Here is a 20,284-nt window from a genome sequence, read left to right as displayed (position 1 = left end):
ACAAGAGGAAGGATCCGCCGCTACGAGCGGCGGATCCTCGTGAAGCATGCGAAGCAGCACATGGGCGTCACCCTAGCGAGCACGACGGGAGGAGCCGCAAACCGTTTTCCGCGCGTGTCTTCTGCGCCGCTCTCGCGGGAGCCACCGCCCTACCGCGGCCCGCCCTCACTCCAGGTCATGTCGATGCGCTGCCCGATGAGCTCGTATCCGGCGCGGAGGAACGCCCGGGCCATCGGGACGTTCCCGACGTCCGTGGCGGCGCGGATTCGCGGGACGCCCTGCCCGGCGAGGATGCGCGTCCCCTCGGCCAGCAGGTCGTCGATGTAGCCCTTGCCGCGGTGGGCGGGCACGACCCCGATGTACGCGATCATCGCGTTGTATTCGTTGCGCGCCGGGATGACGAATCCCACCGGTTCACCCTCGGGTGATGTGCCGATCCGCCACCATTCCCGTGGGCTCCGATAGTGGGCGAGCTCGTCGTCGTAGTGCTGGGCCGCGGCCCGCGCGGCGGGCATGCGGGCGAGGTCGGCGCGGCTGTGGGCGTCGAGCGTGCCGTCGAGGACGAGAGTCATCAGGGCGACCAGTTCCTCCCTGCCGGCCACGGGACGGAAGGCCAGTCGCCTGCCCGGCGGTGCGATGGGAGTGCCTGGACGCCACTCCAGCCGCAGCCGTTCGACGAGCAGCCGGGCGCCGGTCCGCTCCAGCACGGCCATGCGGTCCTCGACGGCAGGCCTCGCCTTCGCGTCGTCACGCCACCGCGGGGGGACGAACACGTTGTATTCCGGCGGACGTACCCCGACCGGCAGCACCGCGGCGCTCGCGGTTTCGAACAACCGGACCCCGGCGTCGACGCTCGCCGGTCCGGGCGTGGTGTCGTCGAGGTCGAGGATGTCCAGCAGCGCCGGCGCCTCGCCCGCACGCGGGGCCCACCAGGCCAGCCTGGCGACGAGGCGGTCGCCGCGCAGCGCCATCCACATCCACTCAGGCCGCCGGCGGCCGGCGGCGAGGTCGTCGTCCAGCTCGTCGTTCAGTACGTAGGGCAGGCGGCGGAAAAGGTCGAGTTCCTCACGCCCCGAGATGGGGCGCATGATCATGTTTTCGGGGTTCACTGCACTTCCTCAGGTGAGGTGTGCCCGCTCACGCCCAGGGGTCAGCGTCCGGCCGTACCCCGGGAAGGAACCGGCACGACGTTCTTGGCACACATCGGCTCGTCCCTCCTCTCGTCGTCGTAGATCTGTCCGCACCTGTTCTATCGGACGCGCCGCTCGGCCGGCCAACCCTTTTCCGCCGCGGGACCGGCCGGCCCCCGGGGCGCGGCCAGAGCGGCCAGCGCGGTGGTCACGGGGACGGCCGCGATGAGTCCCAGCGTGCCGACGATGCTGCGGATGATCTCCTGTGCGAGGACGGGATTGCGCAACACGTCTCCGAGCGGCTGGTCGCCGACGCTGAACAGCAACAGCAGGGGCAGCGCGGCCCCGGCGTACGCGAGGACGATCGTGTTGATCACAGAGGCGATGTGGGCCCGGCCGACGCGGGCGGCGGCGCGGTAGAGGCGCCCGAAGGTGTAGCCGGGGTTGGCCATGGCCAGCTCCCCCACGGTGGCGGCCTGGGTCACGGTGACGTCGTCGAGGACGCCGAGCGCGCCGATGATGATTCCCGCGAGCAGCAGGCCCTGCCCGTTGATCCGGTAGTCGCTGTCGAGCAGGAACGAGCTGTCGTCGGTGACCCCCGCGAGGTGCGCGACGTCGATGGCGAACGCGGACAGCAGACCGGTGAGGGTGAGGCTGACCAGCGTGCCCAGCACCGCCATCGAGGTCGCGATCGTGAAGCCGTGGGTGAGGTAGAGGACCGCCAGCATGATCGCGGCGGAGCCCACGATCGCCACCAGGGCCGGTGGCTCACCGGCGAGGATCGCGGGGACGACGAAGGTCAGCAGCAGGACGAAGGTCACGGCCAGCCCGATCAGCGCGGTCAGTCCGCGCCAGCGACCGAAGGCGACCACCGCGAGGGCGAACGCGGTGACGAACAGCCACAGCGGAGCGGACCGGTCGTGGTCCGACAGCAGATACTCGGGTGCGTCGAGCGCGCCGTCCGGCATATGGACCAGCACGACGTCCTCACCCACCGCGAACCGCTGCGCGCCGGGACCGGTGGGCAGATCGGTGGTGACGGTCCGGCCCTCCTCGGGCCCACCGGTGATCGTGACGCGGGCGTCCCCGCAGGCATCGGAGCCCGGCGCCGCGGCCGGACCGGCCGCCCGCTCGTCCGGTGCGGCGGGGCACGGCCCGGGGACGATGTCGACGATCGTCCCGTTTACCTGCCGGAGCGAGGACGAGGACGAACCGGATGGCCGGCCGTCGCCCGGCCACAGCCATATCAGGGCGGCCACCGTCACCAGGGCGACGGGCACGATGACGGCCAGCGTCGCCAGCACGGTCCGGCGGGAAACGGGCAGGGCGGTCGTGCCGTGACTGTGATCGGCGCCCATCTGGACGTACGTCTCCTCGCATCAGGGTCGTGCCGCACCGATGCCAGGGGTCCGGCTCGCCCGGCTGGGGCGCGGTGTCCCGAGGGAGGCGGCCGGGGCCTGCTCCCGGTGGGACCTGACCGCACCGGGAGCCTGCCGCCCACGGCGGCTGTCCGCCGGAGGCGCCGCCCGGCGCCGGCCGGGCGGCCCCTGCGTCCGGCCCTATCGGGCCGTGGTGGGGACGTCCAGGGTCACTTGCAGTTGCCCCAGGTCAGGCGGCCACCGCTCGCGATCTCTCCGTCGACGCGCGTGTCGGCGACCGTGCCGTAGTACTTCACGCACTTGCCCTTGGCGTTCAACTTCACCGGACCGGCGTAGTACTTGTACTTCTTCAGGTGGTCGATCTTCTCGACCGTCTTCCCGTTGGGCAGCCGCACCATGAGCTGGGCGGAGGTCCTGGTGGGCGTGCCGACGTACGCCGACTTGATGGTGACGACGCAGTTCTGTCCCGTCGAGCGGTTGTAGAGCAGGTAGACGCGCCCGAAGACCTGCCCCGAAGGGGTCTTCACCGCCCGGCTGCCGTCGTGAGTCACCCGGCCGAAGCCGGAGCCGCACACCCCCTCGGGGGTGTAGCCGGCGGAGATCGCGTATGCCGGGTTGGCGACGAGCCCTCCGACGGCCAGCGCCGCGGCGACGACGACCGTACTCGCGGACCTGCGCATACGTTGTCCTTTCCCAACCGCCGCCCTCCGTCCGGGCGGCGTCCTGGCGATCATCCTTGCGGATCATCAACCAAAAGATGACCGAAACAGTCAATTTGGGCAAGACGGATCGCGCGTGGCCGCCATTCGGCTCGGCGCCAGGCCGCAGAGTGCCTGACGGAGCATCACCCGGTCGCTCGCAGGTCCGGCGGCTGAAACATTCAGCCCGGAACGCCCTCATCGGCCCCTGAAGAGGCGAACGGCGGGGCTCTTCCACCGAAGGCTTGACCCTGCCCCGGTCGACCGTTGACGCTTCCCCCGGCGGCGCACGACCAAAGAGAACATGCCGCTCTCGCATGTGGGGCCACACTGACGGCGGTCTTCGCGGCTGCTCCTGTTAACGCGCACATGACGGAGGTCGAATGCTCGGCAGAGGAAGCAGCCATCGCCAGATGACACAGCGCACCCAGGTCCGAAGCGGAATCCGGACGCACGGCTCGCGTGTGCGCGCCCGCGTGCGCACGGTCGTCGCGTGCTCCGTGGCCGCCCTCACCGGAGTGATCGGCACGGTGTCCCACCAGGCCGTGGCCGGGGCGGCCGCCGCCGGTTGCCGGGTCGACTACACCGTCACGTCGCAGTGGTCCGGCGGGTTCACCACCGCCGTCACCGTGACGAACCTCGGCGACCCCGTCTCCGGCTGGAAGCTGGCGTGGTCCTTCACCTCGGGTCAGACGGTCACCCAGGCGTGGAACGCCACCGTCACGCAGAGCGGGGCCCAGGTCACCGCGGCCGACGCCGGATACAACGCGACCCTCGCCACCGGCGGCTCCACCGCGTTCGGCTTCAACGGCTCCTGGAACAACTCCGCCAACCCCCCGCCCTCATCGTTCACGCTCAACGGCACCCCCTGCACGGGCTCTGCGACCTCCACACCGAGCCCCGCCACCAGCCCATCCGCCAGCCCTTCCGCCAGCCCTTCCGCCAGCCCTTCCGCGAGCCGGACACCGAGCCCCACCCCAACTCCGACCCCGCGCGGCGGCGACGGCAGCCCGGCCGACCCCCGCATCACCTACGTCGGGCGGTGGGACACCGGATCGAGCACCGGGTACGTGCCGAACTGGACGGGCGCCTACTTCGTCACCGCGTTCACCGGGACCACGGTGAAGATCAAACAGCGGGACGCCGTCAACATGTACGTCAGCATCGACGGGGGCGCCGACGTGTTCTACGCCGGCGTCAGGGGCACCGTGAACCTGACCCCGACCCCGCTGCCCGCCGGCACGCACACGCTGCGCGTGTCCTACCGCTCAGGGGACACGATCTTTCAGGGGCTGGTGCTCGACCCGGGGGCGACCACCGCGGACCCGCACGCGTCCACCAAGCTCATCGAGTTCGTCGGCGACTCCATCACCGCCGGATACCTCGATTCGAAGCTCGCGCTGTCCGCGTACGGCTGGGTCCTGGGCGAGAGGCTCCACGTCCGGCATACCCAGATCGCCCGCGCCGGCTACTGCCTGGTCGCGCAGGAGGGATGTGTCGGGCAGAGCACGCAGTATTTCAAGCTCGGGAGCACGGGCACCACGGACTGGGACTTCTCCCGCTACACCGCCGACGCCGTCGTGATCAACCTCGGCACCAACGACATCGGCCATCACGTCACCGGCTCCGCCTTCCAAGCGGCCTACACCTCCTTCCTGAGTGCCATCCGAGCGAAGTACCCGAAAGCGGCCCTGTTCGCGATGGAGACGTTCAAGCAGCGCTACGTCGCCGAGACCAAGGCGGCGGTGGCGGCTCGCAACGCGTCCGGCGACGCCAACGTCTACTACATCGACACCGAGGGCTGGCTGACCCCGGGCGTCGATTACGCCGACGGCGACGGGCACCCCAGCGACGCCGGACACATCAAGATCGCCAACCGTCTCGCCCCCGTCATCGCACCCAAGATCGGTGTTTCCGTCCCCTAGCGGAGGCCGTCCGTGCCCTACCCCACGAGAGGGGCGCTTCGCTCCTCGCTCGCCGCCACACTGGCCGCGGCCCTCGCCGCGATCTCGATCACACTGCCTCACCGTGCACATGCCGCCACCGGCGACGGCTCGCCGACCGATCCCAACATCTCCTTCACCGGACGGTGGGACACCACCGACCCCACCGCGTACACGCCCCACTGGGCCGGCGCCTACGTCACCACCGGCTTCACCGGCACCACCGTCAAGCTCAAGCAGCGCAACACCATCGACCTGTACGCCAGCATCGACGGAGGGCCGTACACCTACTACACGAACGTCAGCGGCACGGTGAACCTGACCCCGACCCCGCTGAGGGCCGGCACCCACACCCTGCGCGTGTCCTACCGAGTCGTGGCAGGGTCCTATCACGGCGACGCCGTCTTCCGGGGGCTCGTCCTCGATCCCGGCGCCGGTACGGTCGCCCCGCCGGTTCCGCGCAAACTCATCGAGTTCGTCGGCGACTCGATCACCGTGGGTACGACGACTTCGAAGAACGCGCTCACCGCGTACGGCTGGCTCATCGGAGAGCGGTTGAGCGCGCGGCACACCCAGATCGCCCAGGGAGGCGCCTGTCTGGTCGCCACCGCCGACGGCTGTGTCGGTTTGGAGAAGCAGTTCGTCAAGCTCGACCCCAACACGCCCACCCCCGACTGGGACTTCTCCCGTTACACCGCCGACGCCGTGGTGATCAACCTGGGCACCAACGACTCCGGCCATGGGGTTCACACACCGGAATTCCAGACCTCCTACACCAACCTTCTCCGGCAGGTGCGGGCGAAATACCCCAAGGCAGCCATCTTCGCGCTCGAGACCTTCAGCAAGCGGTTCGCCGCCCAGACCCAGGCCGCGGTCAAGACCCTCAACGACGGCGGCGACGCCAACGTGTACTACGTCAACACCGAGGGATGGCTGACCAGCGCGGACCTCAGCGACTCCGTGCATCCCAACGACGCCGGTCATCAAGCGATCGCCGACCGCCTGACCCCGATCATCTCCGCCAAGCTCGGCGGGTCCCCCTCGCCGTCACCCAGCCCGTCACCGAGTCCGTCGCCGAGTCCGTCGCCGAGTCCGTCGTCCAGTCCGTCGTCCAGTCCGTCGTCCAGTCCGTCGCCGAGTCCGAGTCCCACCCCCACGCCGACACCGACTACGGCGGGAAGTTGCACGGTGGCCTACAGCGTCACCAACCAGTGGCAGGGCGGCTTCCAGGGCGATGTGACGATCGGAAACACCGGCAGCGCGGCGATCGGCGGCTGGAGGCTGACCTGGTCCTTCCCCAACGGGCAGCAGATCAGCCAGGCGTGGAACGGCGCCTACAGCCAAAGCGGCAGCACCGTCACCGTGACCGACGCCGGCTGGAACGCCGCCATCCCGGCCGGCGGCACGGCGGCGTTCGGCTTCATCGCCAGCCAGTCCGGCACGAACGGCGAGCCGACCGCCTTCGCCCTCAACGGCATGCCCTGCGCCGTCCGCTGACCGCGACCGGCCCACGGCGGCGGCGCCCGGCCAGGGAGCCGGGGCAGCGGGCGGTCAGGCCGCGCCGTCAGGCCCGTGCCGCGAGGACGGCCTCCGCGAGCGCCCGCGCGGCCAGGGCGGGACGGGCGCCGGGCCGGGTGACGGCGTGGGCGAGCACGCCGTCGATGAGCACGAGGAGCTGGTCGGCGCCCGCGTCGGGAGCGGGGTGCCCGTGGCGGGTCAGCTCCGCCGCCATCAGCCGGTGCAGTCCCTCCTTGAAGGCCCGCACCTCCGCGTGCGCCGGATGTCCGGGGTCGGTGAGCGTGAGCTCGGCCGCGGTGTAACGGCACCCCCGGAACGAGGGCTGCGAGGTGATGGCGTCGAGCTCGTCGAACACGGCCAGCACCCGCTCGCGCGGGTCGTCCCCGGCCTCGTCCATGACACGGCGGTAGCGGTCCAGCCCGCCGTCGCTGCGCAGCACCTCGGCCACGAGGCCGTCCTTGCCGCCGAAGTGCTGGTAGAGCGAGCGTCTCGCGACATCGGCCTGTTTGAGGATCGCGTCGACGCCCACCTGAACGCCCTGGCTGTAGGTGAGCTCCCTGGCGGCGTCGAGCAGCCGCTCGCGGGGGCCGGGTCTCGTCGTCACATGACGATTCTGGCACGCGCTTGACAGTAGATCAATCGGTCTATCTAATTAGGCGACATATACCGATCGTTCTATCTATCTTGGAGTGCCGATGGCCCGCGCGTGGACCCTCCCCACCGTGCTGACCGGCGTCTTCGTCGCCATCCTCGACTTCTTCATCGTCAACGTGGCGATCCCCACCACGCAGCGGGACCTGCACGCCGGGCCGGCCGCGATCGAATGGGTGGTCGCCGGATACGCCCTGGCGTACGGCTCGGGGCTGGTCCTGGGCGGACGCCTCGGCGACGTGTTCGGCCGGCGCCGGATGTTCGCCCTCGGCCTCGCCCTGTTCACGCTCGCGTCGGTCGCCTGCGGGCTGGCCCCCGACGCGGGTTCGCTGGTGGCCGCCCGCGTCGTCCAGGGGGCCGCGGCCGCCGTCCTCGCCCCACAGGTGCTCGCCATCATCCGCACCGCCTACAGCGGCGCCGCCCAGGCCAGAGCCGTCAACGCGTACGCGCTGACCATGGGGCTTGCGGCGGTGTTCGGCCAGCTGGCGGGGGGCCTGCTCATCCAGGCCGACCTGTTCGGGCTCGGCTGGCGGGCCTGCTTCCTGATCAACCTGCCGATCGGCGCCGCCGCTCTCGCGGCGACCTGGCGGGTGATCCCGGAGAGCCGGGCGGCCGGTGCCGTACGGCTCGACCTCGGCGGGGCCGCCCTGGTCACGCTCGCGCTGGCGGCCACGCTGCTGCCGCTGATCGAGGGCCGTGAGCAGGGATGGCCGGTGTGGACCTGGCTGTCGTTCGCCCTGGCCGTCGCACTGCTGCTGGCCTACGCGCGGCGGCGGCACGACTCACCGCTCATCGACCTCGCCCTGTTCCGCGAGCGCGCCGTCACGGCGGGGCTGCTCACCAACCTCGCGTTCTCGATGGGCATGGCGGCGTACTTCTTGATCTTCGCGATGTACTCCCAGGAGGGCCGGGGCCTGGACGCCCTGCACGCCGGTCTGGTCTTCACACCGATCGGCGCGGGCTACCTCGCGGCGTCGCTGCTGGCGCCGCGCCTGGCGGCGCGCTTCGGCCGCCAGATCATCGCGATCGGCGGCCTGACCAGGGCGGTCAGCCTGGCCGTCCTGCTGGTCGCGGTCGCGGGGAACGCGCCGATCGGCTGGCTGGTGCCCATGCTGGCCGTCGACGGGGCCGGCATGGGGCTCGTGCTGTCGCCCATCATGGGCACCGTCCTGTCGAGGGTCGCCCCGCACCACGCCGGCGGCGCCGCGGGCGCCCTCACCACCGCCCAGCAGGTCGGCGGCGCGCTGGGCGTCGGCATCATCGGCATCGTCTTCTACAACGCCCTGTCCGGCGGCGTCGCCGTGGCGTTCCAGCACGGGCTCGTCTACCTCATCGTCATCACCCTGGCCATCGCCGCTCTCGTCCAGTGGCTCCCGCGTGCCAGGGCCACGGCCTGACCACCGCACGTCCTGGGCCGCCGGACCCATTGGCGGCGTGTCAGGGGAAATCTCAGGGTGATCCCGGACGACACGGTGATCGATCTGGCTAGAGTTACGAAGCGTCGATCGCGAAGCGGGCGACTACGACGGCTCCGGCTTCCGGGTCGGTCAATAACCCGATCCCGCTCGACGGGCGGGGCAAGTGCGTAAGCCTTCGACGAGGTCCGGCAGTATCTGAGCAGCACAACGAGCTTTCAGGAGTAAGGGTGGCCGGTTCGGAACGGAAATTCAGCCACTTCGCCAACACGCGGCACAGAAACTGGACGATCATCGGAGTCGCCGATTCGCCGGATGACGCGAATGTGCGGTCGGTCGAGATCTTCCAGGGCCCGGACGGCAACGAACCGCGGCTGGTGCTTGCCCCCGAGGAAGTGCCCCAATTCGTCGCGGGCCTCATCGCCACGGTCATGCCCGGCGACCTGACAGCGGAAGCAGACTGAGTGACGTCATCGGGGCCCCCGCTGATGGACGACCGCCTGCCGGTCACGGGGCACGTAGTGCACCTCCGCCGCGGAGTCGGCGCAGCCGGAGGGCCGGCCCGCCCCATGGAGCGAGTGGAGAACTAGTCTGCGGTCAGCGGAGGCGCCTTCCTGGCGGAGCCGCGATAGGTCTCGGGATCGTACCGGCGCTCGCTGTCGTCCAGCTTGGCGTTCGCGGCCTCGGCGAGGTCGACGCCCAGCGCGTCGGCCAGCCTGACCAGATACAACGTCACGTCCCCGAGCTCGGCCCGGACCCTGCGCAGGGTGTCCTCGTCGAGGTCGCGCGACTCCTCGGCCGTCAGCCACTGGAACTCGGCGACCAGTTCCCCCGCCTCTCCGGCGAGGGCCATCGCCAGGTTCTTGGGCGTGTGGAACTTCTCCCAGTCCCGCACGCGTACGAACTCGCGCAGCCGGGCGGCCAGGTGCTCCAGTTCACCGCTCACGGCACCCGACCCTACTCGTGCGGCCGTACCGCGCCGTGGGTGAGGCCGTCGGCCACCAGCCTGGCCAGGTCGTCGCCGAGCACCGCCGCCTCGCGCAGGGCCGACCGGAAACCGGCCAGACGCCGGAACGCCGCGCCGTACCTGCGTTGCTCCTCCATCGGCAGCAGCGGCAGCTCCGCACGCCGTACGTCCACCCGATAGCGCGAGGACATCGAGGTGTAGTGGCGGACGTTGACGGACGCGCAGAGGAAACCGGCGAGGAAGTCGGGGTCGAGCACCTCGGGATCCGGCCGCAGCAGGGACAGGTAGGGACCGAGCAGGGCGTCGCCCTTCGTCAGCACCCGCGCGACCGGGGCGGTCACGACCTGCGGCACCACGACGTCGCCGGGCCGCGTGACGATCAGCCTCGCCCCGGCGTGCTCGGAGGATCCCGTCGCGGGCCGGTCTTCGAGCACGTCCTCGACGGTGAGCACGGGCGTCCCCAGAGGAGGCTCCTCCCCCGGCCGGGCCGGCGTCTGCTGCTCCACGACGAGTATGCCGCGCCGCACCAGCTCGGGCAGCGGGACGAGGGCGAGCTCGTCCGGTGGTGCCGCCGCCACGGACGGCAGCAGCCCGGCGACGGTCCCGATGAGCTCGGCGAGCCGCGAACGTGCTCCGGCGATCCGCTCCGGTGACAGGTCGTCGGCGGCCGTGGACAGGTAGCGGGCGGGGGTGAGGTCCACGTCCTCGTCGAGCAGATCGACGAGCGGGACCGACCTGCTGACGCCCGGCTCGTCCAGCTCGCACCCCGCGCCGAACTCCCGCCATGCCGCGACGGCCACCCCGGCGTAGTCGTCCGGCCTGCCGGAGGTGTCGACCATCAGCACATGGCTCGGCGTGCCGCCCTCGGACGGCTGGCGCAGGATCCACAGCGTCAGGCCGACCGCCACGTTGGGCACGGCGCCCTGCGGGAGCGTGATGACCGCGCGCAACGCGCCGCGCCGCAGCAGCTGGGACCTGATCCGGCGGCCCGACCTGCGGGTGGCGACGGCCGGGGGCATGAGGAGCACGGCCACGCCTCCCGGCGCCAGGTGGGCGAGCGCGTGCTGCACCCAGGCCAGCTCGGGCTCCACGCGCGGCGGCAGGCCGTACTCCCACCGGGGGTCGGCCGTCAGCTCCTCGTAGCCCCAGTTGCGGTCGTTGAACGGCGGGTTGCACACCACCGCGTCCGCCAGCTCGCCGGGGAAGGCGTCCGCGCGCAGGGAGTCTCCCGGCCTGATCCGCGCGTTGTCGCAGCGCAGCGCGAGCCGTACGGCGGTGAGCCGGGCGGCCACCGGATCGACGTCCTGGCCGAGCAGACGGGCCCCGGGCGAGCGCTCGAGCGCCCGGCCGAGGATGCGGCCCGAGCCGCAGGCCGGGTCGAGCACGGAGCCGAACCCGTCGCCCACGAGGTCGAGCGTGAGCGTGACGATCTCGGCGGGAGTGGAGTAGACGCGCCGGGTGTGCACCTCGAAGTACCGCTCACGCAGGAACTCGAAGGTGTCGCGGACGCCGCGTTCCACGGCCAGCCGGGCGATGGAGCGGACCAGCGGCACCCTGGTCACCGGCACGGACTCGGGGAACGCCTGCGCGCTCACGGTCTTCGCGCACGTCGCGCGCACCCGGGCCGGAAGTCCCCGCGCCACCTCCTCGTCGGTCCCGGCCGAGAGCCCGCGCCAGTCGTCCGCCTCGTGCTGCACGTACACCAGGAACGCCCCGAGGTCGGCGATCAGGTCGGCGAGGTCGTCGTCGTCGACGGTGGTCCGCAGGTCCTGCCAGAGCCACTCGTCCGGAGGGAGGTCCCTGCCCTCGGCATGGCCGCGCAGCCACTCCCGGATCTCCGCGAGTGAGAACGCCGGACTGGTGGACGTGCCTCCCACGGGCTCGGGAAAGTCGTCGTGCCTGCGCCGCCAGTTGCTGACCGCCGCACGTCCCACGCCGGCCAAGCGGGCGATGTCCGCCGCGGTGACGTGTACGTCTCGCCGCACGACGCTCCGCCTTCCGCCAGTTCTTCGATCAGACCGGACCATATCCGATGGCCCGGACATGGGCAACGTCCCACCAAGGACTGGTTGATCGCGTCAACACATGCTCTAATTGACGCCAGAAGTCGGCATGGAAGGGAGCAAGGATCGTGAGCACCCCCGTCACTCGCCTCAGGTCACTTCGCCGCGGCCGCGCGATCCATCTCCTGGACATCGAGAACCTGACCGGATCCCCCCTTCCGACCACCCCCGACGTACGGCAGGTGATGAGCGCCTACCAGCGCACGGTGCCGGTCGGGCCGCTGGACCAGTTCATCGTGGCGGTCAACCACAACGCGCTCGTCTCCGTGGGGATCGCGCTGCGCGGGGTGCAGTTGCTTGCTCGTTCGGGACCGAACGGCGCCGACCGCGCCCTCGACGAGGCGGCCCGCACGACCCGGGTGGACCTGCGGTTCGAGCGGGCGGTGATCGGGTCGGGCGACGGCTACTTCGCCGACCTGGCCCTCTGGCTGGCGGGCTGCGGCCTGCACGTCACCGTCGTCTCCCAGCGCACCTGCCTGAGCTGGCGGCTCTACACCGCGGTCCCCGACACCGTCACCTTCGAACTGCCCGTCCCCCAGGCCGCTTGAGGCCTACCCTCGCCGGAGCGGCGTGGGCACTATGAGGGCATGATCGACTATTTGGTGATCGGGGCAGGGTCGGCCGGATGCGTCCTGGCCAACCGGCTGTCGGAGGATCCGGACGTCCGCGTCCTGCTCGTCGAGGCGGGCGGCGCCGACCGCCACCCGCTCTACCACGTGCCCAAGGGATTCGGAAAGCTCTTCGACGATCCGCGGAAGGTCTGGCACTACCGGACGCAGCCGTTCGGTCCCGACGGGCAGGCCGAGATATGGCCGCGCGGCCGGGTTCTCGGCGGGTCGAGCTCCATCAACGGCATGGTGTACAACCGCGGCCACCGCGCCGACTACGACGAACTCGTACGGCTCGGCAACCCCGGCTGGGGCTGGGACACGATGCTGCCGGTCTTCCGGGCGATGGAGGACAACGCCCTGGGCGCCACGGCGACCCGCGGGGCGGGCGGGCCGCTGCACGTGTCCCCTCCGCGCGACCCCGATCCCCTCTGCGACGAGATGATCGCATCCGGCGCCGCGCTCGGCCTGACCGCGATGCCGGACGTCAACGAGTCCGACGACGAACGCGTCGGCCACGCGATGGCGACCATCAAGGACGGGCGGCGGTTCAGCGCGGCCCGGGCCTTCCTGCACCCCGTACGCCATCGGGACAATCTCACCGTCGTGACCGGGACGACGGTGACCGGGCTGCTGTTCGACGGCGACAAGGTCGTCGGGGTCACCGCCCGGGACGCCGGCGGCGCCACCGTCGAATACCGCGCGGCCCGGGAGGTCGTCCTGTCCCTGGGCAGCCTGGGCACGCCGGCGCTGCTGCAGTCGTCCGGAATCGGCCCCGCGGAGGTGCTGCGGGCGGCCGGTGTGGAGGTCCGGCTGGACCGGCCGATGGTCGGCGCCCGCATGCGCGAGCACCGGTGCCTGGCGCTGAAGTTCCGGCTGAAGGAGGACCTCGGCTACAACCGCATGCTGTCCACGCCGCTGCGGCAGGGTGTCACCGCGCTGCGCTACCTGATGAACCGCGGAGGCCCGCTCGCCGCGCCGGCCTACGACGTGATCGCCTTCCTCAAGACCCGGCCCGAACTGGACCGGCCGGACGCCCAACTGCTGATGGGGCCGTGGTCGGTGGCGACGTACCGTGCGGGCGAGACGGTCACGGTCGAGCGGCAACCCGGGGTCTCGGTCGTCGCCGAGATCCTCCGCCCGACCGCGGAGGGCAGCGTGGCCATCACCTCCGCCGACCCCGGCGCGCCGCTCCGTATCGAGCCCAACTACTTCGGCTCCGAACACGACCGGCGCGTCGGCGTCGACCTGTTCCGCCGGATGCGCGAGTACTTCGCGCAGGAGCCGATCGCGGGACGGCTGGCGTCCGAGACGTTTCCCGGTCCCCGGGTCGGCTCGGACGAGGAGATCATCGACGCGGCGCTGGGCGGCGGCTACTGCGGCTACCATGCGATGGGCACCTGCGCCATGGGCCCGGGCGACGACGACGTGGTCGACGCGCGGCTGCGCGTGCGGGGCCTCGACAACCTGCGGATCGTCGACTGCTCCGTGCTGCCCACCATGGTCTCCGGCAACCTGAACGGCCCCGTCATGGCGATGGCCTGGCACGCCGCGGACCTCATCCGCGGCGCGGCCTGACCGCTCAGACCTCCGCGACGGCCAGGGAGCGGCCCGGCAGCTCGAGCACGTCGCCGGCCAGGCGGGCGGACTCGTCGGAGGCGAGCAGGAGCCGCGACGCGGCCAGCCGTACGGGCACCGGGCCTTCGGCGAAGTTGGCGGCGATCCGCAGCGCACCGCGTTCGATCACCACGACGCGCCGGTCCTCGTCCACCTCGACCCGCACCCGGTCCAGGCGGGGATCGGTGAGATCGGGATGAGACCTGCGGAGCGCGATGAGGTCGCGATACCAGCCCAGCAGCGAGGCGTGCTCGTCCTTGGCCGTCTCCTCCCAGTCGAGCTTGGAGCGCAGGAAGGTCGTCTCCTCGCCCGGTTCGGGGGCCTTCCAGTCGTAGCCGAAGCCCTCGAACTCCTTCCTGCGCCGTTCGCCCTCGCCCTCCGCGAGGTGCGGCTCGAAGTGGTCGGTGAAGAAGTAGAACGGGGTGGTCGCCCCCCACTCCTCGCCCATGAACAACATCGGGGTGAACGGCGAGGTCAGCAGCAACCCCGCGGCGAGGCGGAGCTGCTCCGGCCGCATGCGGTCGCCTTCGGGCCGGTTGCCGATCTGGTCGTGGTTCTGGGCGCAGCAGACGAACCGGTGGCCGGGAATCCCGGTCGCCGGTCGGCCATGCGAGCGCCCCCGGAACGACGAGTAGGTGCCGTCGTGGAAATAGCCCGATGTCAGCACCTTGGCCAGGGACGACAGGGTGGCGAAGTCGCCGTAGTAGGCGTTGGTCTCCCCCGTGACGTTCGCGTGGATGGCGTGATGGACGTCGTCGTTCCAGCTCGCGTGCATGCCGAGTCCGCCGGCCTCGCGCGGGGTGACCATGCGGGGGTCGTTGAGGTCCGACTCGGCGATGAGCGTCAGCGGGCGGCCCACGGCGGCGGACAGCGCGTCGACCTCGGCCGACAGCTCCTCCAGGAGGTGGACGGCGCGCTTGTCGTGCAGGGCGTGCACGGCGTCGAGGCGCAGCCCGTCGACGTGGTAGTCGCGCAGCCACTGCAGGGCGTTCTCGATGAAGTAGCGCCGCACCCCGTCCGAGCCGGGCCCGTCCAGGTTGACCGCGTCGCCCCAGTAGGACCCCTTGGCGTCGTGGAAGTAGGGCCCGAACTTGGCCAGGTAGTTGCCCGAAGGACCGAGGTGGTTGTAGACGACGTCGAGGATGACGCCGAGACCGGCCCGGTGGCAGGCGTCCACCAGGCTCTTGAGCCCGTCGGGGCCGCCGTACTCCTCGAAGACCGCGTAGAGGTCCACGCCGTCGTAGCCCCAGTTGCGCCTTCCCGGCACGGGCGGCACCGGCATGATCTCGACGAAGTCGACCCCGAGGCCGACCAGGTGGCCGAGCCGGTCGGCCACTCCCCGGAAGGTGCCTTCGGGCGAGAACGTGCCGACGTGCAGCTCGTAGATCACCCCGCCGCGCAGGTCGCGGCCGTGCCAGTCCTGGTCCGTCCAGGCGAACCTGTCGTGGTGGTAGACGCGGCTCGGGCCGTTCACCCCGTACGGCTGCCGCCGCGTCCGGGGGTCGGGGAACGGCCCGTCGCCGTCCACGAAGAAGGCGTAGTCGAGGTCGTGCTCGTCGCCGGGGGCGGTCCACCGGCCGCCCTCGCCCCGCGACATCTCATGCCGGGCGCCCCCGTGCTCGACCTCGACCCGCGCCGCCTCGGGCGCCCACACCTCGAACATGCGCATATCCCCCTATCGGACGAAGCCGTCAGCCTTCGAGAATCGCGACCGGATACGCGGACAGCAGGTCGGCCATCCGCACCTCACCCGCGTGCTCGGCGCCGGTGAGCAGGTCGCGCCAGCGCCCCCGCGGCAGCGTGATCGTGTCGCTCCCCCAGCCGCCCCTGCGCTCCAGCCCGACGGGCAACCGGGTCGCGACCACGACGGCGGCCGTCCCCTGCCCGGGGACCCCCCTCGTGAACGCGACCGCGTGCTCTCCCGCCTCGATCGGCGCGTACGGCGCCTCGGGGTCGAGCCGCTGCCGCAGGCCGAGCGCGGCGGCGGTGACGCGGATCTTCTGGCCGTCCCAGCTGTCGTCGGGCTCGGCCAGCAGCCGGCGGCGCCGCTCGAAGTCCACCGGCCGGCGGTTGTCCGGGTCGACCAGCGAGAAGTCGGTGATCTCGTTGCCCTGGTAGACGTCCGGGATGCCCGGCATGAGGAGCTGGACGGCCTTCTGCCCCAGCGAGTTGACCCGGGCATACCGATCCACGACCTCGGTGAACGAGGCGACCGAGTAGCCGCAGGCGTCGAGAGCCCGCCGGGCGAAGTCCCTGATCCCCTCCTCGTACGCCGGGTCGGGGTTCAGCCAGGAGATCGACGTCTTGGCCTCGCGCGCCGCCTTGAGCAGATAGTCGGTGAAGCGGTCGAGGGGGATCGGCCAGGCCGCCATCAGCGACTGCCAGGCGAGATAGTCGAGCTTGGGGTCGAACGACACGGCCGCGGTCCAGGAGTCGACGGCCATCGCCCACTCCTCGGGCAGCTCCGACAGCACGGCGAGGCGGGCGCGCACGTCCTCCGACCGCTTCGTGTCGTGGGTGGACAGGGTGGTCATCGTCCGCGGCGGCAGCCCGGCGCAGAACTCGTGGAACTCGGCGGGCGACACCCCGAACCTGTCGGGCTCACCGCCCACCTCGTTGAGGCAGGCCAGCGGATACCACCGGTAGAGCGCGGTGTCCTCGACCCCCTTGGCCATCACCGGCCCGCAGGTCTGCTGGAAGCGGGTGACCGCCTCGGGCGGGCCGTACAGGACGAGGTTGGCGGCCTTGGCCACCGCGTCGGGGTCGGTCCTGGTGGCCGCCCGCCCGGCCGCCTCCTGGACGATCGCCTCGGAGTCGGCGGGCGGCTGCTCGCCCGGGTTCACGTACGCCCGGTAGACGGGCATCGCGGCCAGCAGCTCCACGACGGCCTCGCGCAGCTCCGGGTCGCCGAGATCGTCGGTCAGCCGGTCGACCTCTCCCCCGAAGAACAGGTCGATGACGTACTTCTTGGAGTCGTGCCGCACGGTCTCGTAGTCGTCGCGTACGCCGGTGTGGCGTCCGAACGTCTCGATCAGCGCGTCGCGGCCGGCCGGGTCGACGAACAACCGGGTGATCATGTTGAGCGCGTCGTATCCGGTGGTGCCGTCGCACGGCCAGTCGGTCGGCAGTCGCTCGCCGTCGATGAGGATCTTCTCCACCCACAGGGGACCGGGCACGTGCGGGCGCAGCCGCCGGAGGTAGCCGCGGGGGTCGGCCAGGCCGTCCGGGTGGTCGACGCGCAGCCCGTGGAGCACCCCCTCCTCGATGAGGCGGAAGGTGACGGCGTGGGTGGCCTCGAAGATCTCGGGGTCCTCCACGCGCAGGCCCATCAGCGACGACACGTCGAAGAACCGCCGGTAGCCGGGGCTCTCCCGCCAGTGGGCCAGCCGGTAGTGCTGGGCCTCCAGCAGCTCCGGCAGCGGCAGGTGCTCGGTGCCGGGCCTGATCGGGAACACGTGGCCGTGGTAGCGCAGCACCTGACCGTCCACGCCGTCGTCCACACGGAGCGCCTCGTCGGCGTCGTCGCCGAGCAGCGGCAGGGTGACCGGCCACTGGAAGTCGAACCACCGGGAGGCCGGCGACCCCGGGCCGTCCCGCAGCGCCGCCCACAGCTGGGCGTTGTCCGACTCCGGCACCGGCACGGTCATGTGGTTGGGCACGATGTCGGAGACCAGCGGCATGCCCTTGGCCGCCAGCGCCCGAAGGCCCTCCTCACCGCCGAACTCCTCGCGTACGCGGCCGTGGTCGGTCACGTCGTACCCGTGCTGGGACTCCCTGCAGGCCTGGAGGATCGGCGACAGGTAGAGGTGGCCCACCCCCAGGTCACGGAGGTATCCGACGAGGCTCGCGGCCTGGGCGAATCCGAAGTCGGGCGTCAGCTGCACCCGATAGGTAGAAGTCACCGAACCGCCTTTCGCAGCGCGTTTCCGGAGGTCGTGTTCATAGTGCACGTCGCGGGCGCGCCCCTGCCAGCACCGCGACGGGCAGGAGGGGCGCAGAACGCGGCTCCCCTCCTGCCCGGTGTGACGCGGACTAACGCCGAAGCGCACTCTATTCGCGCATCGGTGCTGGTCAGGACCCCAGCACGGGCCGGACTCTGCGCAGCACCCGCACCGACCGGCCGCTCACGGGCACGGCCTCGCCGGCCCGGCACACGCGCGACTCGCTCAGCACCGGCATCGCCGTGTCCAGCTCGGTCGCCCACAGCTCGCCGTAGTCGTCGGGGATCGTGAACTTGATGACCTCGTGGTGGGCGTTGAACAGCAGCAGGAACGAGTCGTCACTGATCCGCCGGCCGCGGCGGTCGGGCTCGGTGATGGCGTCGCCGTTCAGGAACACCGCCAGCGCCTTGGCGTAGCCGTTCGTCCAGTCGGCGTCGGCCATCTCCGTGCCGGACGGCGTGAGCCAGGCGATGTCGCTCAGCTCGTCGTGCGACCCGCGTACGGGCCGGCCGTAGAAGAAACGGCGGCGGCGGAAGACCGGGTGGTCGCGGCGCAGCCGGGCCAGGCGCCGGGTGAAGTCGAGAAGCTGGCGCTTCTCCCTGGTTCCCGCGTCATCCCGCGCACCGGCCTCAAGGATCGTGCCCCAGTCGACCCAGCTGATCTCGTTGTCCTGGCAGTAGGAGTTGTTGTTGCCCTGCTGGGTGCGGCCGATCTCGTCGCCGTGCGACAGCATCGGCACGCCCTGCGACAGGAACAGCGTGGCCAGGAAGTTGCGCTTCTGCCGTTCGCGGAGCTGGGCGACCGGACCGGTCGCCGGGCCCTCCACCCCGCAGTTCCAGGAGCGGTTGTCGTCCGCGCCGTCGCGGTTGTCCTCGCCGTTGGCCTCGTTGTGCTTGTCGTTGTACGACACGAGGTCCTGCAGCGTGAAGCCGTCGTGGCAGGTGACGAAGTTGATCGACGCGGCCGGGCGGCGGCTGTCGTCCTGGTAGAGGTCGCTCGACCCGGTGAGACGGCTGGCGAACTCCGGCAGCGCGGCGGGCTCGCCCCGCCACAGGTCGCGGATGGTGTCGCGGTAGCGGCCGTTCCACTCGGTCCAGCGGGCCGGGAAGTTGCCGACCTGGTAGCCGCCGGGGCCGACGTCCCACGGCTCGGCGATGAGCTTGACCTGCGACAACACCGGGTCCTGCTGGACGAGGTCGAAGAACGCGCTCAGCCGGTCGACCTCGTGCAGCTCGCGGGCGAGGGAGGCCGCGAGGTCGAAGCGGAAGCCGTCCACGTGCATGTCGCGCACCCAGTAGCGCAGCGAGTCCATGATCAGCTGGAGTGCGTGCGGGCTGCGCATCAGCAGGCTGTTGCCGGTGCCGGTGGTGTCCATGTAGTAGCGCCGGTCGTCCTCGACCAGCCGGTAGTAGTTGGCGTTGTCGATGCCGCGCATGGACAGGGTCGGGCCCAGGTGGTTGCCCTCCGCCGTGTGGTTGTAGACGACGTCGAGGATCACCTCGATGCCCGCCTCGTGCAGGGCCTTCACCATCGCCTTGAACTCCAGCACCTGCCCGCCGCGCTGCCCCGAGCTGGAGTACGCGTTGTGCGGCGCGAAGAAGCCGATCGTGTTGTAGCCCCAGTAGTTGGACAGCCCCCGCTTCTCCAGCATGTGGTCGGTCACGAACTGGTGGACCGGCATGAGCTCGATCGCGGTGACGCCGAGCGAGGTGAGGTGGTCGATGATCTCGGGGTGGCCCAGGGCGGCGTACGTGCCCCGGATCCGCTCGGGGATCTTCGGATGGCTCGTCGTGAGGCCGCGCACGTGCGCCTCGTAGATCACCGTGTCGTGGTAGGGCGTGGCCGGCGGCCGGTCGTGCCCCCAGCCGAAGAACGGGTTGACGACGATCGACCTCGGCACGTACGGCGCCGAGTCGCTGTCGTCCCGGCTGTCCGGCTCGCCGAAGCGGTAGCCGTACACGGCCTGATCCCAGTTGACCGAGCCCTCCACCGCCTTGGCGTACGGGTCGAGCAGCAGCTTGTTGGGGTTGCAGCGCAGCCCGTCGGCGGGCGAGTAGGGCCCGTGGACGCGATAGCCGTACCGCTGGCCCGGCCCCACCCCGGGCAGGTAGCAGTGCCAGACGAAGCCGTCCACCTCGCTCAGCGAGACGCGCTCCTCGTTGCCGTCGTCGTCGAACAGGCACAGCTCTACGCGCTCGGCCACCTCGGAGAAGAGCGCGAAGTTGGTGCCCGCTCCGTCGTACGTCGCCCCGAGCGGATAGGAATCCCCCGGCCAGATCTCCCTCACTGGACCTCCTCGCCCTCCGGCTCGGCGGTCATGCCGGGAAGGTCCCGGAGCCCACCGGCTCTATGAT

The 20,284-nt window shown here is 71.1% G+C and carries 15 protein-coding genes; 6 read left to right on the top strand and 9 right to left on the bottom strand.

The window, feature by feature from the left end:
* Positions 1 to 149: 149 nt before the first annotated feature.
* The 3 genes from HHX35_RS24800 to HHX35_RS24790 all read right to left on the bottom strand — a co-directional run bounded on the left by HHX35_RS24800 (position 150) and on the right by HHX35_RS24790 (position 3,189).
* Positions 150 to 1,109, bottom strand: a complete 960-nt coding sequence (locus HHX35_RS24800; RefSeq protein WP_310739279.1) for a GNAT family N-acetyltransferase — start codon at positions 1,107 to 1,109, stop codon at positions 150 to 152.
* Between the two features lie 140 nt (positions 1,110 to 1,249).
* Positions 1,250 to 2,488 (bottom strand): YibE/F family protein, encoded by a 1,239-nt coding sequence (locus HHX35_RS24795; RefSeq protein ID WP_182901146.1) that lies wholly within the window; start codon positions 2,486 to 2,488, stop codon positions 1,250 to 1,252.
* A gap of 230 nt (positions 2,489 to 2,718) precedes the next feature.
* Positions 2,719 to 3,189: a hypothetical protein gene (locus HHX35_RS24790; protein WP_182901145.1), complete on the bottom strand. Its 471-nt coding sequence runs from the start codon at positions 3,187 to 3,189 to the stop codon at positions 2,719 to 2,721.
* A gap of 431 nt (positions 3,190 to 3,620) precedes the next feature.
* Between HHX35_RS24790 and HHX35_RS24785 the strand changes: the two genes are divergently transcribed.
* Both HHX35_RS24785 and HHX35_RS24780 read left to right on the top strand, forming a co-directional pair.
* Positions 3,621 to 5,132, top strand: a complete 1,512-nt coding sequence (locus HHX35_RS24785; protein WP_182901144.1) for a cellulose binding domain-containing protein — start codon at positions 3,621 to 3,623, stop codon at positions 5,130 to 5,132.
* 12 nt (positions 5,133 to 5,144) lie between these two features.
* Entirely contained in the window at positions 5,145 to 6,647 is a 1,503-nt protein-coding gene (locus HHX35_RS24780; protein WP_220505847.1) for a cellulose binding domain-containing protein, read from the top strand.
* A 67-nt stretch (positions 6,648 to 6,714) separates the two neighbouring features.
* Here HHX35_RS24780 and HHX35_RS24775 read toward each other — a convergent pair whose 3' ends face one another.
* Positions 6,715 to 7,272 carry a TetR/AcrR family transcriptional regulator gene (locus HHX35_RS24775; RefSeq protein WP_182901143.1) on the bottom strand — a complete coding sequence of 186 codons (558 nt, stop codon included), beginning with the start codon at positions 7,270 to 7,272 and terminating at the stop codon, positions 6,715 to 6,717.
* A gap of 91 nt (positions 7,273 to 7,363) precedes the next feature.
* On the opposite strand from HHX35_RS24775, the gene HHX35_RS24770 reads away from it, so the two are divergent.
* On the top strand, positions 7,364 to 8,716 hold the full coding sequence (locus HHX35_RS24770) for an MFS transporter (protein ID WP_182901142.1): 1,353 nt from the start codon (positions 7,364 to 7,366) through the stop codon (positions 8,714 to 8,716).
* Between the two features lie 248 nt (positions 8,717 to 8,964).
* Positions 8,965 to 9,198, top strand: a complete 234-nt coding sequence (locus HHX35_RS24765; protein WP_139575824.1) for a hypothetical protein — start codon at positions 8,965 to 8,967, stop codon at positions 9,196 to 9,198.
* Positions 9,199 to 9,320: 122 nt separating this feature from the next.
* On the opposite strand, the gene HHX35_RS24760 is transcribed toward HHX35_RS24765, so the two are convergent.
* Together HHX35_RS24760 and HHX35_RS24755 are read right to left on the bottom strand one after the other, a co-directional pair.
* Entirely contained in the window at positions 9,321 to 9,680 is a 360-nt protein-coding gene (locus tag HHX35_RS24760; RefSeq protein WP_182901141.1) for a nucleotide pyrophosphohydrolase, read from the bottom strand.
* 11 nt (positions 9,681 to 9,691) lie between these two features.
* Complete coding sequence (locus tag HHX35_RS24755) at positions 9,692 to 11,686, bottom strand: N-6 DNA methylase (protein WP_310739278.1); 1,995 nt, start codon at positions 11,684 to 11,686, stop codon at positions 9,692 to 9,694.
* Positions 11,687 to 11,832: 146 nt separating this feature from the next.
* On the opposite strand from HHX35_RS24755, the gene HHX35_RS24750 reads away from it, so the two are divergent.
* Together HHX35_RS24750 and HHX35_RS24745 are read left to right on the top strand one after the other, a co-directional pair.
* Positions 11,833 to 12,312 carry a hypothetical protein gene (locus HHX35_RS24750; protein WP_182901139.1) on the top strand — a complete coding sequence of 160 codons (480 nt, stop codon included), beginning with the start codon at positions 11,833 to 11,835 and terminating at the stop codon, positions 12,310 to 12,312.
* A 39-nt stretch (positions 12,313 to 12,351) separates the two neighbouring features.
* Entirely contained in the window at positions 12,352 to 13,950 is a 1,599-nt protein-coding gene (locus HHX35_RS24745) for a GMC family oxidoreductase (RefSeq protein WP_182901138.1), read from the top strand.
* Positions 13,951 to 13,954: 4 nt separating this feature from the next.
* Here HHX35_RS24745 and treZ read toward each other — a convergent pair whose 3' ends face one another.
* From treZ to glgX, 3 genes are all read right to left on the bottom strand, one after another.
* The gene (gene treZ, locus HHX35_RS24740) at positions 13,955 to 15,652 is read right to left on the bottom strand and encodes a malto-oligosyltrehalose trehalohydrolase (protein ID WP_220505846.1); all 1,698 of its coding nucleotides are present in this window, start codon (positions 15,650 to 15,652) and stop codon (positions 13,955 to 13,957) included.
* 28 nt (positions 15,653 to 15,680) lie between these two features.
* The gene (treY, locus tag HHX35_RS24735) at positions 15,681 to 17,891 is read right to left on the bottom strand and encodes a malto-oligosyltrehalose synthase (protein WP_182901136.1); all 2,211 of its coding nucleotides are present in this window, start codon (positions 17,889 to 17,891) and stop codon (positions 15,681 to 15,683) included.
* 169 nt (positions 17,892 to 18,060) lie between these two features.
* Positions 18,061 to 20,217, bottom strand: a complete 2,157-nt coding sequence (glgX, locus tag HHX35_RS24730; RefSeq protein WP_182901135.1) for a glycogen debranching protein GlgX — start codon at positions 20,215 to 20,217, stop codon at positions 18,061 to 18,063.
* Positions 20,218 to 20,284: the final 67 nt, after the last annotated feature.

The organism is Microbispora sp. H10830 (assembly GCF_014161375.1).
GTDB classification, from domain to species: domain Bacteria; phylum Actinomycetota; class Actinomycetes; order Streptosporangiales; family Streptosporangiaceae; genus Microbispora; species Microbispora catharanthi.
The sequence above is the reverse complement of the archived record's forward strand: the minus strand, read 5'-3'. Positions and strand labels throughout refer to the sequence as shown.